The 16,130-nt window shown below is 59.2% G+C and carries 17 protein-coding genes; 5 read left to right on the plus strand and 12 right to left on the minus strand.

Features of this window, described 5'->3' with window-relative positions; genetic code table 11:
• The 5 genes from ABEV74_RS18205 to ABEV74_RS18225 all read right to left on the minus strand — a co-directional run.
• Window positions 1-285 (minus strand): stalk domain-containing protein (locus ABEV74_RS18205; RefSeq protein ID WP_430148189.1); only part of this gene is annotated, 285 nt, incomplete at its 3' end.
• A 24-nt stretch (window positions 286-309) separates the two neighbouring features.
• Window positions 310-1,293 (minus strand): Gfo/Idh/MocA family protein, encoded by a 984-nt coding sequence (locus ABEV74_RS18210; protein WP_430148192.1) that lies wholly within the window; start codon window positions 1,291-1,293, stop codon window positions 310-312.
• A 311-nt stretch (window positions 1,294-1,604) separates the two neighbouring features.
• The gene (locus ABEV74_RS18215) at window positions 1,605-2,393 is read right to left on the minus strand and encodes an arylamine N-acetyltransferase family protein (RefSeq protein WP_430148195.1); all 789 of its coding nucleotides are present in this window, start codon (window positions 2,391-2,393) and stop codon (window positions 1,605-1,607) included.
• Between the two features lie 37 nt (window positions 2,394-2,430).
• Window positions 2,431-3,627, minus strand: a complete 1,197-nt coding sequence (locus ABEV74_RS18220; protein WP_430148198.1) for a YecA family protein — start codon at window positions 3,625-3,627, stop codon at window positions 2,431-2,433.
• 4 nt (window positions 3,628-3,631) lie between these two features.
• Complete coding sequence (locus ABEV74_RS18225; protein ID WP_430148201.1) at window positions 3,632-4,372, minus strand: NAD-dependent protein deacylase; 741 nt, start codon at window positions 4,370-4,372, stop codon at window positions 3,632-3,634.
• Window positions 4,373-4,775: 403 nt separating this feature from the next.
• Here ABEV74_RS18225 and ABEV74_RS18230 point away from each other — a divergent pair, with 403 nt between their 5' ends.
• Window positions 4,776-5,576 (plus strand): phytanoyl-CoA dioxygenase family protein, encoded by an 801-nt coding sequence (locus ABEV74_RS18230; protein ID WP_062495704.1) that lies wholly within the window; start codon window positions 4,776-4,778, stop codon window positions 5,574-5,576.
• On the plus strand, window positions 5,573-6,430 hold the full coding sequence (locus ABEV74_RS18235) for an AraC family transcriptional regulator (protein ID WP_062495706.1): 858 nt from the start codon (window positions 5,573-5,575) through the stop codon (window positions 6,428-6,430). Before ABEV74_RS18230 ends, ABEV74_RS18235 begins: the two co-directional genes overlap by 4 nt.
• Here the strand turns inward: ABEV74_RS18235 and ABEV74_RS18240 are convergent.
• Window positions 6,427-7,203, minus strand: coding sequence for an SDR family NAD(P)-dependent oxidoreductase (locus ABEV74_RS18240; RefSeq protein WP_430148205.1), 777 nt, complete (start codon window positions 7,201-7,203; stop codon window positions 6,427-6,429). The genes ABEV74_RS18235 and ABEV74_RS18240 overlap by 4 nt on opposite strands.
• Complete coding sequence (locus ABEV74_RS18245) at window positions 7,200-7,733, minus strand: hypothetical protein (protein WP_430148208.1); 534 nt, start codon at window positions 7,731-7,733, stop codon at window positions 7,200-7,202. Before ABEV74_RS18245 ends, ABEV74_RS18240 begins: the two co-directional genes overlap by 4 nt.
• Window positions 7,734-7,986: 253 nt before the next feature.
• Here ABEV74_RS18245 and ABEV74_RS18250 point away from each other — a divergent pair, with 253 nt between their 5' ends.
• Complete coding sequence (locus ABEV74_RS18250; RefSeq protein WP_430148210.1) at window positions 7,987-8,220, plus strand: Spo0E family sporulation regulatory protein-aspartic acid phosphatase; 234 nt, start codon at window positions 7,987-7,989, stop codon at window positions 8,218-8,220.
• A 35-nt stretch (window positions 8,221-8,255) separates the two neighbouring features.
• On the opposite strand, the gene ABEV74_RS18255 is transcribed toward ABEV74_RS18250, so the two are convergent.
• Window positions 8,256-8,528, minus strand: coding sequence for an AbrB/MazE/SpoVT family DNA-binding domain-containing protein (locus ABEV74_RS18255; protein ID WP_062495752.1), 273 nt, complete (start codon window positions 8,526-8,528; stop codon window positions 8,256-8,258).
• Between the two features lie 216 nt (window positions 8,529-8,744).
• Here ABEV74_RS18255 and ABEV74_RS18260 point away from each other — a divergent pair, with 216 nt between their 5' ends.
• Both ABEV74_RS18260 and ABEV74_RS18265 read left to right on the plus strand, forming a co-directional pair.
• Window positions 8,745-10,181 (plus strand): ABC transporter permease subunit, encoded by a 1,437-nt coding sequence (locus ABEV74_RS18260; RefSeq protein WP_430148213.1) that lies wholly within the window; start codon window positions 8,745-8,747, stop codon window positions 10,179-10,181.
• Window positions 10,174-10,896 (plus strand): amino acid ABC transporter ATP-binding protein, encoded by a 723-nt coding sequence (locus ABEV74_RS18265; protein WP_213527621.1) that lies wholly within the window; start codon window positions 10,174-10,176, stop codon window positions 10,894-10,896. Before ABEV74_RS18260 ends, ABEV74_RS18265 begins: the two co-directional genes overlap by 8 nt.
• Before the next feature lie 98 nt (window positions 10,897-10,994).
• On the opposite strand, the gene ABEV74_RS18270 is transcribed toward ABEV74_RS18265, so the two are convergent.
• From ABEV74_RS18270 to ABEV74_RS18285, 4 genes are all read right to left on the minus strand, one after another.
• Window positions 10,995-12,035, minus strand: coding sequence for an endo-1,4-beta-xylanase (locus ABEV74_RS18270; RefSeq protein WP_430148216.1), 1,041 nt, complete (start codon window positions 12,033-12,035; stop codon window positions 10,995-10,997).
• A 22-nt stretch (window positions 12,036-12,057) separates the two neighbouring features.
• Window positions 12,058-14,139 (minus strand): alpha-glucuronidase family glycosyl hydrolase, encoded by a 2,082-nt coding sequence (locus tag ABEV74_RS18275; protein WP_430148219.1) that lies wholly within the window; start codon window positions 14,137-14,139, stop codon window positions 12,058-12,060.
• 77 nt (window positions 14,140-14,216) lie between these two features.
• Window positions 14,217-15,140: a carbohydrate ABC transporter permease gene (locus tag ABEV74_RS18280; RefSeq protein ID WP_430148222.1), complete on the minus strand. Its 924-nt coding sequence runs from the start codon at window positions 15,138-15,140 to the stop codon at window positions 14,217-14,219.
• Window positions 15,141-15,152: 12 nt separating this feature from the next.
• Window positions 15,153-16,025 carry an ABC transporter permease gene (locus tag ABEV74_RS18285; protein ID WP_082655673.1) on the minus strand — a complete coding sequence of 291 codons (873 nt, stop codon included), beginning with the start codon at window positions 16,023-16,025 and terminating at the stop codon, window positions 15,153-15,155.
• Between the last annotated feature and the right edge of the window lie 105 nt (window positions 16,026-16,130).

Genomic DNA, 16,130 nt, shown 5'->3' on the forward strand with positions numbered 1-16,130 from the left:
CCATACCGCCGCCCCGTCGATAAGCCCGCTCAGCTCCCGAAGAGGCATATAGACGCGGCCCTCGCGAACGAGCGGTGCATGCTGCATCGTCAAGGGCTCGCCGTTCCAGACGATCTCGATACGTGCTGTCTCCGCTGCCGCCGAATGGATGGCTGTCGTTCCGGCGCCGCAACGATCGTCCGTGTTCCGCCGCATGTGGTTGACCGCCACCGCGACGCAAGCCGCCTGCTGGAAGTCGCGCGCAGCGAGAAGTGCCGGACAAGCCATCCGGGACTTGTTCGGCACTTCATCCGCCGGGAACGGCCCGTTCTACTTGACGACTACCTTCACGCGGGCGCCGGCTTTATCCGATGCGAACAGCGCATCCATCGCCCGGGCCTGCGTCAGGATGGACTGTCCGTCGTCCGGCAGCAGCTCTCCGCGAAGCACGCGCTCCGCGAACCGTTCCGCCTGCAGCCGGAACGGCGTCACCCGGTCGGTGGTGAAATCGCGCGTCTCCCCGTTCACCGACACTCGAAGCGTAACTGTCTGCGCATCGGCAGAGCTTTCCAGTTCGACTTTGCCCTCCGTCCCCCTTATTTCGTAACCGCAGCCGTACGGCATATCCAGCGCTCCGAACAATTGGGCCGTCCTGCCGTTCGGGAATGCCAGCATCGCCGCAAATTTCCGGTCGACGCCCTGCTCTCCGCTTCGGATCAGGCGGCAATCGGCCCACTCCGGTTCTTGCCCGAACTGATAGCGGCTCCAGGCCACCAGATAGCATCCGATATCATACAGCGCGCCGCCGCCCCATTCCGCGACAAGCCGCGTGCTCCGCTCCTGCGCTTGAAACGAGAAATGCCCTTTGAACAGCACGGGCTCGCCGATCGCGCCGGCCGCGATCGCGTCCCGGACGAAGGCGTGTCCTTCCTGGTGGCGCCATACGAACGCTTCCTCCACATGAACGCCGCGGTCGCGCGCCGCCCGGACGATCGCCGCCGCCTCCCCGGCCGATAGCGCGAACGGCTTCTCGAGCAGCACGTGCTTGCCCGCATTTATGGCAGCCATCGCCCACTCGGCATGCAAATGGTTGAGCAGCGCGATATATACCGCATCGATATCGGGATCGTCCAGCAGCTCGCGGTAACCGGCATACGCGCGGGGCACGCCGAACCGTTCGGCGGCATTCCGCCCGTTCTCCGCATTCCGCCCGGCCACGCCGAGCCATTCCCCGTTGCCGGCCTGCTTGAGCGCCGCTCCCCCCTTGCCGATTATATGTCCGGTCCCCAATACGCCCCACCGCAGTTTCTTCATCCTCATCCCAACCTCGCTTTCATCCGTCGCTGCTCAAACATTCGATGTACGGCTGCCGGAACCCTGCCTGATCCGGATGCAAATTTCGCTGCCGCCTCATATGCCTCCCTTCGAAAAAAAACGGCGAATACGGCGCCGATGCGTCCATTCAACCGTCATCTCCATTCAACCGTCAACGCTTGGGACTGCGGAATCGAGCAGGAGGGGCGGCCGGCCCCCGTCCACGCACCTCACCCTGAAGATGACGCCCATGCTGGGCGTACATAAAAAAGCAGGAGTCCCTGCCCCGGTGCTCCCGCTCTGAATTTTCATTATTCCAGTTCGATGCCGAAATACCGTTTCAGCGCATCCCGATACTCCGCTTCCGTCTGCGGCACGAACGTTTGCACGCCGTCCCCCGCGAAAATCCGGAACTCCCGTCCGGCCACCGTATTTCGCCCGTCGGCGGTGCGAATGGCGATCATCGCCTCGCGGGTGAAGATGGAATCCGGGGCGTTCTCGCACCAATACGTCGCCATGATGTAATCTTTGGGCAGCTGCGGTTCTTCGGTGAACGAATAAAGACGGCTCCACCCGCCATGTTTGCGCTCGCACAGCATCCACCCGAAATATTCGTCGCGCTCCAGCCGGTAGCATTCGTCGCCCTGCTGCTGCTCGATCCCTTCGGCGATGCGCACGGGGCGCCTTGGCACGATGCCGCCCACGCCGACATCGCACAGCCATAACGCGCCTTCCGCCTCGACGCTCAGGACGTGATGCCGCCGTTTCGGCGGCGGATCGGGTTCGTCGCGCCAGAAACGGGCCATGTAGTCGGTCACCGCATATCCCAGCTCCCGCAGCAGCCAGCCGAACAGGGCGTTCAATTCGAAGCAGTAGCCGCCCCGCCGGCGAACGACGATTTTGTCGTACAGCTTCGGCACATCGAGCGACAGCGGGATGCCACGCAAAATATCGAGATTTTCATAAGGCACGGCGTGAAGATGAGCTTCCTGCAGCCCGGCCAGCGCCGCGGCGCCGCCGTCCAGCGGACCGGAATACCCGATACGCTCCAAATAAGCCCGCACTTCGGGCTTCAAATCGGTTGACCGATCGCCCTTCATAACGTCTCCTCTCCTTATTGAAACACGTTATGTCACTTTAAGACCGCCCGCAGCACTTTTTGAATTTCCGACCGCTACCGCACGGACAAGGATCGTTGCGCCCCGCTTTTCGCCGCGTCCGCATATCGACGACGTTCTGGCGGGAGGATACCGCCTGCAGCGCCCTTACCTCGTTCGGAGCATGTCCTTTGAGCATCCATTGCTTCGTCCCGTTGAACATCGGCATGGCTGCCTCGGCCAGTTTCTGCATCTGGTCCATCCGGGTCAGCCGCAATGTTTCGACCAGTTCAATCACAATATCGTTATAGTTCCGGCCCTGCAAAATCATGATCGAAACTTCATCGGCCAATTGTTCCGCCTGCGGACCGTTCAGACCGGCGATTCGTCTGATCTGCTTGCGGAAGTTATCATATGCCGTATTGCGATGGATGTAATCCGGGGCGGCTGCCCGAATCAGTTCCTTCTTGTCGAACGGGAAGAACGGCAGGTCTTGCCTCATCCGATGCTCGGCGAGCAGCCGCTCCCAATCTTCCACATCCATGTCGGCCAATATTGCGTCTCCGGTGAGCTGAAAATAATCAGCATTGGAAGCTTCAATCAGCGCTTCGATCAATTCGAATTCGTTCGGTAAACCGATGTATCGGAGCAGAAGCTGCACCGCTTCCTCCAACTCCATTACCCCGTAAAAATGCAGCATGCCGCGTACCAGCTTCACCTGCTCCGTATTCCTGCGAATGCGCTCCCGCAATGCAGCATTTCCGGCAGCCCGAACGACCGGCTCGATCAGTTCTTGAGGCATGACCAACACCGGGATATCATCATGTTTGCCGCTATAGACCAAACCCATATCCATCAGCGTAATCGCGGTCTCCATGTCCGCCTGGTCGAGCATCAGCAGGCCATCGTTTTTCGCGGCGCTCTCCAGCACCCGGAAACGGTCCTCATCCATCGTAGCTACGAAAGAATCCAGCTGGCCGACGGCATGTTCGATCACGGCATCAATCAGCGCCTCTTTCCGAAGGGCGCTTACTTTCGCAAGACCGAGCCGCCTGGCAATGCCATGAATGTCCTGTTTCGTCAGTCTGGAAAGCCCTTCCTCGAACGACAGCCGGGCCTCAATCTTCTGCCATCGCTTGAATCCTTTGCGCAAGGCGGCTTCAAACGCATCCTCGCCCATATCATCCACCCATTGTGCGATCTGTTCCATTTCCCTGTCACTCAATTTGAAACTCATCGGATCATTCCTCTCGGCCAAGCCCAAGCCCGGCGAACACTTCGGCGATGCTGCCGCGGATCAGAACGTCGGCCCAACGGTCGGCCGGCGTTTCGCCGCGGTTCAAGAGTACGAACCGGTCTCCGCGGTAATACCGGATCAGACCGGCTGCCGGCTGTACCGTGAGCGATGTGCCGGCAACGATCAACATGTCGGCCTGCGCAATATAGCGGACCGCCCGCTCCAGCAGATCGGTGTCGAGCGATTCCTGGTACAGGACGACGTCCGGCTTGACGATGCCGCCGCAAGCCCGGCATTTCGGAACCGTCTCCGCCGATCCGATCACCTCCGCCAGCGTATGCGGCTCCCGGCAATCGATGCAATAGTTGCGCAGCACCGAGCCGTGCAGCTCGAGCACATTGCGGCTGCCGGCCTTCTGATGCAAGCCGTCGATATTTTGGGTAATGACGGCCTTCAGCCGCCCTTGCCGCTCCAGTTCCGCCAACGCGTAATGCGCGGCATTCGGCGCCGCGTCGGGATAAAGCATGCGTGTCTTGTAGAAACGGTAAAATTCCTCCGGATGCCGGTAGAAAAAGTCCCGGCTCAATATTTCCTCCGGCGCGTATGCCCCGCCGTCCGATGTGTTGTACAGCCCATCCGCCGAGCGAAAATCGGGAATGCCGCTTTCCGTCGACGTTCCCGCTCCGCCGAAAAAGACGATATGATCGCTCCGATCGATCATTTGCCGCAGCCGTTCCGCGCTCATGGCCAAACCTCACCTCGCTTACAGATCATTATACCGGATCGTTGCCCGGCCGGAAACCGAGATCGGCCGATACATCCGGATAGGTAAGAGAGGCCGGACATCGTCTTTACCATGACATTGGAACGGTATCATTATTGCGGGCGAGTAGCGCGCTCCGTTGCGGCCAAAATCTTTTTCATCTCCGGCAAATTTCGTTCCAATATCAGCGGATTGTAATAAGCCATTTTTCCTCCAGCGGATAAAACCGTCCTGCTCTAACGGCCGGAAGACCGGACCCAGAATTCCGTGTAATAAACAGCAACTTTTAGTGTATAATAAGCAACAATTCATCTTTCAGCCGTCAGATTTCTCCGATAAAATCAAAGTAAATCAAACGAAATCAGTTTTTTAGGAGGGATCTGGAATGCGGTTACACGGACTGACGGAAGAGCAATATATGGCGTGGCATCACGACGGATATTTGGTGCTGGAAGGGTTTTTGACCCCGGAAGAGTGCGACCGCTACAATGCGAAAATGGATGAGGCGTTCGCCCGGTGGAGAGCGAGCGGCGGCTCCAACCCGGAGCTTGGACAGTTAAATCATGTGGAGCAAATTTGCGGAATTATCGAGCATGACGATGCGTTCCTCGAGCTGATGGAGCATCCGAGAATGATGTCGATCATGCGCGATCTGATCGGCGATTCGTTCGTCATGATCGACAACGACGCGATGCTGAAACCGCCGAAGCGGGAAGCGCATACGAACTGGCACCGCGATACCGGAAGCTGGCTCGTCGTCAACGAAAAACCGGTGCCTTTCATGGTGAAAGTGTTCTACTTCCTGTCGGACGTCGATTACGACGGCGGCTGTCTGGCCTTCCTGCCGGGCAGTGTGCATATGTCCAATGACCAGCTGCCGAAGGTCGAGCGGCAGGAGGATATGCCGGGACATGTCCGGATGACGGTGAAGAAAGGGACCGCGGTCGCCTTCCACGGCTATTTGTACCACTCGGCGCTGAACAACTACTCCGACCGCGTCCGCCGCACGCTCATTTACAACTACGCGCCGCCCTTCGTCCGCACATGGCCGGGTTACGAGCCGAGCGAGGCGCTTCGCGCGAAGGCAACGACCAATCTGCGCAAGATGCTGCTGGGCGTTCATCCATGGGTATCGGACCCGAAAGCGTTCGAGTCCGAGCCGGAGTCGGCGGCGTCCGCCACATGATTCCTTCCGGCGACTTCGAATATGTGCTGTCGCCGAGCGGGTTCGCCCGCTCCCGGCTCTATTACGCCTTGATCGGCGGCGTTCAGCAGACGCCGCCGACCTTCGCGTTCGAGCGGGAAAGCTACAACGCTTACGAGATGATTTACATTACGAAGGGCAAAGGCCGTTTCCGTTACAGGGACGATTGGTTCGACCTGGAGCCGGGCGACGGCCTCGTCTACAACATGAGGCATCCGCATGCGTACCGCGCCGACCCGGACGACCCGTACGAAATGATGTACGTCGTCTTTCACGGCAGCGGGCTGGATGACCAGTGGCAGGCCTGGTTCGGCGCGCCGTACGTGCTGCTGCCGCGAACGAACCGGGGTGAGGAGCGGTACGCGGCAGTGCTGCGGAGCGTGCTGGAGGAAATGGGGGCCGACCGCCCCGAGAATGAGCCCGTCCTGTCGGGACTCTTATACGAGCTGCTGATGCAGGTGCTGCTGCGCGACCGGTCGCGGCCGGCCGAACGCGGCGGCGAGCCGCCGTCCGCACTGGAGCGCGGACGCCAATATCTTGAGGAACGGTTCGCCGAAGCGGCCGACATCCATCAGGCGGCCCGGGCGGCGGGCCTCAGCTATTACCATTTCATCCGCCAGTTCAAGCGGTATTACGGGTTCTCCCCGAAGGAATATTTGACGAAAATCCGGCTCGGCCATGCCAAACACCAGTTGCTGCACTCGGACCGGACGATCGGGGAGATCGTGGAAGCTTCCGGCTTCGGCAGCTATAATGCGTTTTTGCACACGTTTCTGCAGCATGAAGGATGCTCCCCGACCTTCTACCGGAAAACGTGGCGGCGGCCGTCGGATTAGAACGTTACCGACAGGCCGCCGTCCACCGGAATTGTGGCGCCGCATACGTACGCGGCATCGTCCGATGCCAGAAACGCGATCACCGAAGCGATCTCTTCCGGTCTCCCGGGCCGTGCCTGGGGGATTTTTCTGCGCTCCACGTAGATGTCCTTGAACCAATCCGTCTCCAGCTCGTTCTCGCCGTCCACGACCGACATCGGCGTATCGACGAAGCCGGGGTTGACGGCGTTGACGCGGATGCCGTAGGGGGCAAGCTCGACGGCGGTGCAGCGCGTCAGTTGGTCCATGGCGCCCTTCGCCGCGTTGTAATGGCTCGATGCCGGAAGGGCGCGGTACGCGTTGATGGAGGAAACGTTGACGATCGAGCCCCGGATGCCCGCTTCGATCATATGCCGGGCGACGGTCCGCGTGCAGTAATACGTGCCGAAGGCAATGACGTCGAACACCGGCTTCCACTCGTCCGTGTCGGCGGCGACGAAGTCGACCGGCACGGACATCGCCGCGTTGTTGACAAGGATGTCGATCCGGCCGAACACGTCGGTCGCTTCCCGAACGCAGCGGACGACGTCCTCCTCCCGGGCAACGTCGCCCTTCGTGAAGATCGCCCGGCCGCCTGCCGCCCGCAGTTCGTGCGCGGCCTGTTCCCCGACGCTTGCCCGGCGGCCCATAATGGCAACCGAAGCTCCCTCTTCGGCGAAGCGCCGGGCGGTCGCGAAGCCGATGCCGGTGGCGCCGCCCGTCACGAACACTGTTTTTCCCTGAAATCTTTTCATGTGCCACTCTCCCCTTTCACCGTTCCGTCGCGGTCGATGGACGTCACGGCCCGAAGACCTTCGTACACGACCGCGACCACTTCGGTCTCGAGCGTCCCGCCGCCGGGGAGCGTCCGATGCGTCCCCGCCCCGACGCCTTCGTTCACCGAGATCGGATACCCTGTGCACGGCTCCAGAATGACGGTCTGCAAATTGCGCCAGCCGCCGTACGTCGCAAACAGCCAGCAGGAGCGGAACACGTCCTTGTCGAAGGCGAGCCCGAGCCCGATGCCGGACGCCGTGTCGGTATAAGCGCACCAGCCGCTGCGCAGCTCCGTCAAATATTGAAATTCGTTGATGCCTGCCGTATCGGGCAGGCAGCGCCGCATATCGTGAACCGCGCCGTCCGCCCCTTCCGCGAACGGCCACGCATAGCTCATCTTCGTCCGGCCGGTGCGCGGCGGACCGAAATCTTCGATATAGGCGGACGCGGCATCCGCGTCGATGCGTCCGTTCGCATCCGCCTTCACCGCCGCATGAAGCTTCCACAAGTACGGCAGCCCGCCGACTGCAGATTCACGGCGCGCGGCGCGTTCTGGTCGCCGAAACGAACGCGGAGCTCTCTGGGCCGTTTGAAGCCCCGAATCCCCACGCAGCTCTCTGGGCCGTTTGAACCCCCGAATCCCCGCGCAGCTCTCTGGCCGTTTTCAAGCCCCGAATCCCCGCGCAGCTCTCTGAATGAGAGTATATGCTGTCTTGCTGCGGCGCGAATGATTTTGGAAAATTTTCACCGTCAGGAAGTGGATGTTTTTTCCTCATTTGCCGATATTCATGATAGAGGAGATCGCTTCACGGCGACCGCTTCACAAGGAGGGAAATCGTCTGAGTATCGAAGAAGTAAAAGACAAGATCGAAATATTGCGCAAGGAACTGGTTGAACTGGCGCTGCAGTACGGAGCAAGATCGATAGCTGTTTTGCAAAAATCCCAGGAGCTTGACGAGATGCTGAATACATACGCGCAGCTGAGCAAACGATAGAAATCCGGCGAATCCGCCTCAACCTCTGCCCGGCGTCAACCTCTGCCCGTTGCGACCTGGCTCATCTTGCCGATCGTTTGCGCACATTCATAACAAATCAGATTATGATTGATGTTGCCGATCAACTGATGGATGCTGCCGCAAAAAACGCAACCCGGCGTATACTTTCGAAGCAAAATGTCCGAGCCGTCCACATACACTTCCAGAGGATCGCCTATTTCAATGCCCAATGTCCTGCGCAACTCAACCGGGATGACGATCCGTCCCAGTTCGTCGACTTTTCGAACGATACCCGTCGCTTTAACCATACACCATTCCCCATTCCATTATTTTACACAAATTATAACACAAGCCATCCCACATTTCTTTGACTGATTTTGCAGAAATATGTTGGATCACGTAAGGCCGGACGCCGCTTGCGGATTTTCGGGAAACATTTCCGTATTGTGCCGGCCTCTTACTTTTGGTTATATTAACTAAGGAAGTTTTACATTTCATTATCCAACATGGGAGAGAGCCGGAAAATGAGCAGATGGTTGAAATGGTCGTTGTCGGCAATCGCCGCCGTTCTGCTGGCGGCCGGCGTCTGGACGAATACGTCCGGCGGCGAGCCGAAGACGATCGTCATGGGCACATCCGCGGACTATCCGCCGTATGAAAGCGTGGACGCCAAAGGCGGCGGCGAAGTCGTCGGACTCGATATCGACATTGCCAGGCATATCGCGGAGAAACTCGGGTACGAGCTGAAAATATTCAATATGGATTTCAACGGCCTGATTGCCGCATTGCAAACGAAACGGGTCGATTTTGTCATGTCGGCGATGTCTGTCACGGAGGAGCGCAAGCAAAGCGTCGATTTCTCCGAGAACTATTATACGGCGCGGAATACGATCGTCTCGAAGGAGGAAAAATCGTATTCGTCGCTGGAGGAGCTGAAGGGCAAGCGGATTGGCGTCCAGCTCGGCTCGACGCAAGAGAAAGCGGTCGCCGGCATGGACGGTTCGGAGATCGTGAAGCTGAACCGGATTCCCGATCTGGTGCAGGAAATCAAGTCCGGACGGCTTGACGCGGTCATTCTGGAAGACGCGGTGGCGCTGGAATATACGGCCGGCGATACGGACCTCGTCTACCGCTTTCTCCCGGCAGCCGACGAGGACGAAGGATATGCGATCGCGTTTCCGAAAGGATCGCCGCTCCGGGAGGAATTTAACGCGGCGCTGGCCGATATGAGGGCAGACGGCTCGCTGCAGGCGATCGTCGACAAATGGTTCGGCAAGGAAGAGAGCGAGCGCCGGGGGAACGGCATTCTCGATTTCAACGTCCTGGACGGATACATGGGCTACTTGCTGGAGGGCGTCTTCGTCACGCTGCTGTTCACGTTCGTATCCGCCCTGTTCGGCTTCGTCTGGGGCAGCATCCTGTCGCTGTTCAAGCTGTCCAGCATGAAACCGTTACAATGGTTCGCCACCGTCTACACGTCGATCTTCCGCGGAACGCCGCTGCTATTGCAACTGCTGATCTTCTATTTCGCGACTCCCCAGCTTACAGGGTACGACATTTCGGCGCTGATGGCGGCCGGACTGGCGTTCGGACTCAATTCCGCGGCGTATTTGTCGGAGACGATACGAGGCGGCATTTTGGCCGTGGACAAGGGGCAGCGCGAAGCGGCGATGGCGCTCGGCATTCCGTACCGGACGATGATGGTCAGCATTATTTTTCCGCAGGCGATCAAAAATATATTGCCCGCGCTGGTCAACGAATGCGTCGCGCTGGTGAAGGAATCGTCGCTCGTGTCGGTCATCGGCGTCGCCGACCTGATGCGCCGCGCCAATGTCGTCCAGGCCGATACGGCCCGCGCGTTCGAGCCGCTTCTGTTCGTGGCGGTCATCTACTACGCGCTCGTGCTTGTGTTGACGTCGCTGGCCCGTTTGCTCGAAAGGAGGATGCGCCGCAGTGATTAACGTTGAGCAATTGACCAAATCGTTCGGCAAGCTGGAAGTGCTCCGCGGGATTACGACGAGCGTCGAGCGCGGCGAAGTGGTCGCCGTCATCGGGCCGTCGGGCTCCGGCAAATCGACCTTCCTCCGCTGCCTCAACATGCTGGAAACGCCGAGCGGGGGCCGCATCGAGATCGACGGAATCGAGATTACGGACCCGAAGACGGATATTACGAAAGTTCGGCAGCGGATCGGTATGGTTTTTCAGCATTTTCATCTGTTTCCGCATATGACCGTCATCGACAACATCGCCTTTGCGCCGGTCAAGGTGAAGGGGCTTTCCCGGGAGGAGGCCCGCGCCAAGGGGCTCGAGCTGCTCAGGCGCGTCGGACTCGAAGATAAAGCCGACGTGTACCCGTCCAGGCTGTCCGGAGGGCAGAAGCAGCGCGTCGCGATCGCCAGGTCGCTGGCGATGGACCCGGACGTCATGCTGTTCGACGAGCCGACGTCCGCGCTCGATCCGGAGATGGTGAAGGAAGTGCTGTCCGTTATCCGCGATCTGGCTTCGTCCGGAATGACGATGCTGATCGTGACGCACGAGATGAAGTTCGCGCGCGAGGCGGCGGACACGGTATATTTTCTCGACGGTGGCCTGCTAATCGAGAAGGCGAAGCCGGAGGAGTTCTTCACCCGACCGCAGAGCGAGCGCGCCGCCCGGTTTCTCGAGCAGGTGCTGTAGGAAGCGGCCGCAGACGGCTGCAGGTAATCCGTAAGCAGTACGAGTTCGCAAAAAGCCGGACACCCGTTATTGGGTGGCCGGCTTTGCTCTTTTAAAGCTTATGGTTGCAATCCCCCCCATTCTGCGACCCGCCAAAACGCCGGCTTCGGCCGGTGCCGCTCGTCGAAGAGCAGCGGCCAGTTTTTGCGCCCCCGCACCGGAAAGTCGTCCAGCCACGTGTAATCGTCGGCCGCCCCCCAGAAGGTGACCGCTGCAATGACATCCTTATATTCCCGAAACAGGCGGAAGATCCGCTCGTACCGTTCCGCCTGCCGCTCCATCCGTTCCGCCGGCGGCTCCGACAAGTCCGTCCTGCGGTCGCCGAACTCGAAGACGGAGACGTCCAGCTCCGTCACTTGCAGCTGCAAACCGAGCGCCGCGTAGCCTTCGATGGCGGCGCGGATATCGTCCGGCTCCGGTTCGTTCAAGCTCCAGTGGCCCTGAAGTCCGACGCCGTGAACCGGCACGCCTTGCGCTTGCAACGTGCGCAGCAGACGGATGATCTTGTCCCGCTTCTCCGGATGGCATTCGTTGTAATCGTTGTAGAACAGCAGCGCCGACGGGTCCGCTGCATGGGCGTATTCGAACGCGCGCGCGATGTAGTCCTCCCCGATTCCTTCGCGCCAGGGAGAACGCCGAAGCCAGGCGCCGGCGCCATCGTCCACCGCTTCGTTCACGACGTCCCAGCAATAGATCCGCCCCTTGTACCGGCCGGCCACCGTGTCGATATGGCTTTTCATCCGCGCCAGCAGCGTCTTGCGGTCCGCCGGCCCGCCGCCCGGCGCCCGAAACACCCACTCCGGCGTCTGATTATGCCAGACGAGCGTATGACCGCGAACTTTCATGCCGTGCTCATCCGCGAAGGCGACGATCCGGTCCGCCGCCTCGAAGTCGTACGTCCCTTCTTCCGGGTGAATCCGTTCGAATTTCATATCGTTCTCCGCCGTCAAACTGTTGAAATGAGCGGCCAGCAATTCCCGCTGCGTCTCCATTGTCGTCATATTCACCGCGGCGCCGATATCGAAGCAATCTCCGTACCGCTCTCGCAGCTTCGGGATGCCCATGTCCGTCGCGCCCGCTTGAAAGCTTGAGGATGCCATCTTGTTCGAACCCGCTCCTTCCTTAATAAATGACCCGGCCGCGTTCGTCGGCGATGCCGGATTTGCGGTAGAAATACGTATTGATCACGTCCCGCCACTCTTTCGCGCTATCCAGCTGCTCCTTAAGCCGTTCGTTCACATGGCCGAAGCGGTCCGCGTCGATTTTGCCTTCCAGCTCCGCCCAGCGGCCGATCCAATATTGCAACCGCTCCACTCCTTCGAAGTGCGTGTCATAAATATGCTGAATGACGGTCTTCCCCGATTGCAGCCGGTGCGTATACGGCACATGATGAAAGAACAGCAGCAGCTCGTCCGGACATGTTTCCAGCCGCTCGTAGCGTTCCGCGTTGGCCGATTCGTATTGGGCCGTATATCCCGTTCCGCTAGCCTGCGTCCGGTCAACGCCGATGCCGCGGCAATCGGCGAAGTGATAGGTGCCCCACTTCGAATATTCGTATCCGTCAACATCCGGCCCGTAATGAACATGGGGCTTCACCATCCACCCGACGCCGAGCGGCGACGTATACTGCTCATAGATCGGCCACGATTCCAGCAGCAGGCCGGTCACGACGGACAACACCTCCGGGTCCGCGCCGAACGTCAGCCGCGTCCATTCCTCGGCGATTTCCGCCGCCGCCAGCTCCGGATTCCAGATCAGCCGGCCGTAGCCGTACAGATTGGCCTGCGCCAAAAGATGCCCTGTCCAATTGTCGTCGTCCCCTACATTGGATACAGCCGTAATGCCGCAATGCGTGTACGGATGGACCTGTCCGGCCGCGATTGCCTTCACCGTGCTTCCTTCGCCCTTGAGAAGAGTATCGAAGTCCAAAATTTCTTTCCATTGCGGGATCAAATAGCATACATGCCTTTGCTGCCCGGTGTACTCCTGCGTAATTTGGAATTCCATGATCTGATTCGTTCGCTCCATCGCTCCGAACAGCGGCGACACCGGTTCCCGCACCTGAAAATCCATCGGCCCGTTCTTGATTTGCAGCACGACGTTGTCCCGGAACCGGCCGTCCAGCGGTTTGAAATGATCGTAAGCGGCACGCGCCCGGTCGGTGGTGCGATCGCGCCAATCCTGACGGCAGTTGTAAACGAAGCAGCGCCACAGCACCAGTCCGCCGTAAGGCGCGAGCGCATCCGCGAGCATGTTGGCCCCATCGGCATGGTCGCGTCCGTATGTAAAAGGTCCGGGCCGGTTCTCCGAATCGGCCTTCACGACAAAACCGCCGAAATCGGGAATATGCCGGTATATGTCCGCCGCCCTCCGCATCCACCATTCGGCGACGCGCCGGTCGAGCGGATCGGCCGTCGGCAGCTCCCCGAGCTCGACGGGACTGGCGTAATTGACGCTCAGAAACAGCCGGATGCCGTATTCGCGGAACAGCTCCGCAATGGCGGCGACATCCGGCAGCAGCCGCTCCGTAATCAGCGACGATTCAAGACGATGAACGTTTACGTTGTTGATGGCGATACCGTTGAGGCCGATGGAAGCCATCAGTCTCGCATAATCGCGAATACGCGGGGAGGAGGCCAACACTTCACCGTTCCGGAAAAAGATCGACCGCCCGGCGTAACCGCGCTCGACGCTGCCGTCCATATTGTCCCAATGGTTGATCATTCGCAGCTTGCATGCGGGCGCTTCCGCGATATCCAGCGCCTCGATGCCGGAGCCTGTCGCCAAGAGCCGCAAAAAATGGAAAACGGCATATAACGCGCCGCCCGGCGACTCCCCCGCAATCCTGATATATTCGCCGCCATCCCGGTATATGGTCCTGATCCGGTAGCCGTCCGGTGAAGCCGGCGCATCCGCTTCGCCGCCGTCCGTATGCGCCGAATCCGGACCGCCGGAGATGTCCAGCACGATAAACCGCTCCCGCTGCGGTTCCGACGTTCCCGCCGTGTTCACAACGGCCGGCCGCATCCCGAGCAGCGAGCCGATCCCTTCCGTCAGCTCGCGGACGGCTGTCCTGAGCGGACCTTGCGAATCGGCCCCCGATAAAACGACAATTTTTCCGCACCATTGCCTGTAGCGCGCAAGCAGCGCCGGATCGGCAATGCGGTCGAAGCGCAGCCAGCATGCATAACCCGGACTTTTCATTCGAATTCCCTCCCTTCGGCAAATAGCCCCCGGCCTGCTCCCGCAGACGCGATAGCCTCGCCGAGCATTCAAGCGACTTATCCTTTCACGCCGCCCACCGTCATGCCCTTAACAAAATATTTCTGCAAAAACGGATAAACCATAATGATCGGCACGCTCGCGATAATCGTCATCGTCGCCCGGATCGACGTCGGGGTGACGGTCGCGGTCCCCCCTTGGCCGGAAGCGAACTGATCGGCGGCTGTCATCGAATTGGCCGCGGTATTGGAAGTTTGCAATATTTTCATCAGTTCGTATTGAAGCGTGCTCAAGTTGATGTTCGACGAGTTGTAGAGAAAGACATCGAACCAGGAGTTCCATTGCGCGACCGCGACAAACAGCGAGACGGTAGCCAGCGCCGGTACGGTCAGCGGCAGTACGATGCGGATGAAGGTCGTAAAATCGCCGGCGCCGTCGATTTTGGCCGATTCCAGAATGCCATCCGGAAGCCCCTCGATAAAGGAGCGGATGACGATCATGTTGAATACGCCGATAATGCCGGGAAAAATATAGACCCAGAACGAATTGATCAGCCCCAGCTCGCGGATGAGCAGATAACCGGGAATAAGACCGCCGCTGAAATACATCGTGAACACGAACGCCATCGTCACGAACTTGCGCAGCACATATTCCTGGCGGCTTACCGTGTAGGCGAGCATGGCGGTGCAGAAGACGGATACCGCCGTCCCGACAACGGTGCGCAAGATCGAAATCAGCGTCGCGCCGTAAATCGACGATTCGTTAAAAATATATTCGTAGTTGTGCAGCGTCCAGACCCGCGGCCACAAATAGATGCCGCCGCGGATCGAATCGTTCGCGTCGTTGAACGACATCGCCAGCATGTTGATGAACGGATACAGCGTCACCACGACCAGCAGGATCATAAAGACAATATTGAAAATATCGAACAACCGGTCCGCCAAACCGCCGTGCTTTCCCGGCGGCGAGCTCGTTCTCATCATCACGGCGCCTCCTTAGAACAGTCTGTTTTCGCCGAGCTTCTTGGCGATCGCGTTGGCGGTTAAGAGAAAGATAAAGCTGACGACGGTCTTGAACATGCCCGCCGCGGTCGCAAGCGAATAATTGCCCATATTCATGCCGTACTTCAGGACGAAAATGTCCAGATTGTCGGAGTAGTCGACGGTCATGCTGTTGCCGAGCAAATATTGCGGCTCGAACCCGGCCTCCAGAATATGCCCGAGATTCATAATGAGCAGAATGACGATAACCGGCTTCAAGCCAGGCAGCGTAATGTACAAAATGCGCTGGAAGCGGCTGGCCCCGTCGATTTCCGCCGCTTCGTACTGCGCCGGATCGATCGTCGTCATGGCCGCCAGATAGACGATCGTATTCCAGCCGACATCCTTCCATACCTCGGACACGCCGAGAATGCCCCAGAAATATTCCCCGATGCCGAGCCACAGCACCGGCTGATCGATCATGCCGAGCTTGAGCAGCAAAATGTTGAAGATGCCTTCCGGCGCAAGCACGGTTGAGATAATGCTGGCCGCCACCACCCAGGAAATAAAGTGCGGCAGGTAGCTGATCGTCTGGACGATGCGCTTGAAGACGAGGCTGCGCAGCTCGTTGAGGAGGATCGCAAGCGCAATGGCCGTGACGAAGCCGAGCACGAGCTTGATGGAGCTCATGACGATCGTATTGCGCAGCACCTGGTAGAAGCTGTCGTCCTGAAATAAAAATTCGAAATTCGCCAGGCCGACCCATTCCTGATCGCCGAACGGTTTGGCCGGACGGTATTTCTGAAAGGCGATGGTCCAGCCCCACAACGGGACGTATTTGAACAGAATCAGCCAAAGGAGGAACGGCACCGACATGAGCACAAGCATCTTCTGTCTGGCAAGCTTTCTGAAAAACGCCACTTGTATCGTCTCCACTCCTTCCGTGACGGAAAAAGCCGGAATGCGGCAGCAGTTCCGGCCTATTGCAACGTC

The sequence above is a fragment of the Paenibacillus cisolokensis genome (genome assembly GCF_050481165.1).
Lineage (GTDB): Bacteria > Bacillota > Bacilli > Paenibacillales > Paenibacillaceae > Paenibacillus_AH > Paenibacillus_AH cisolokensis.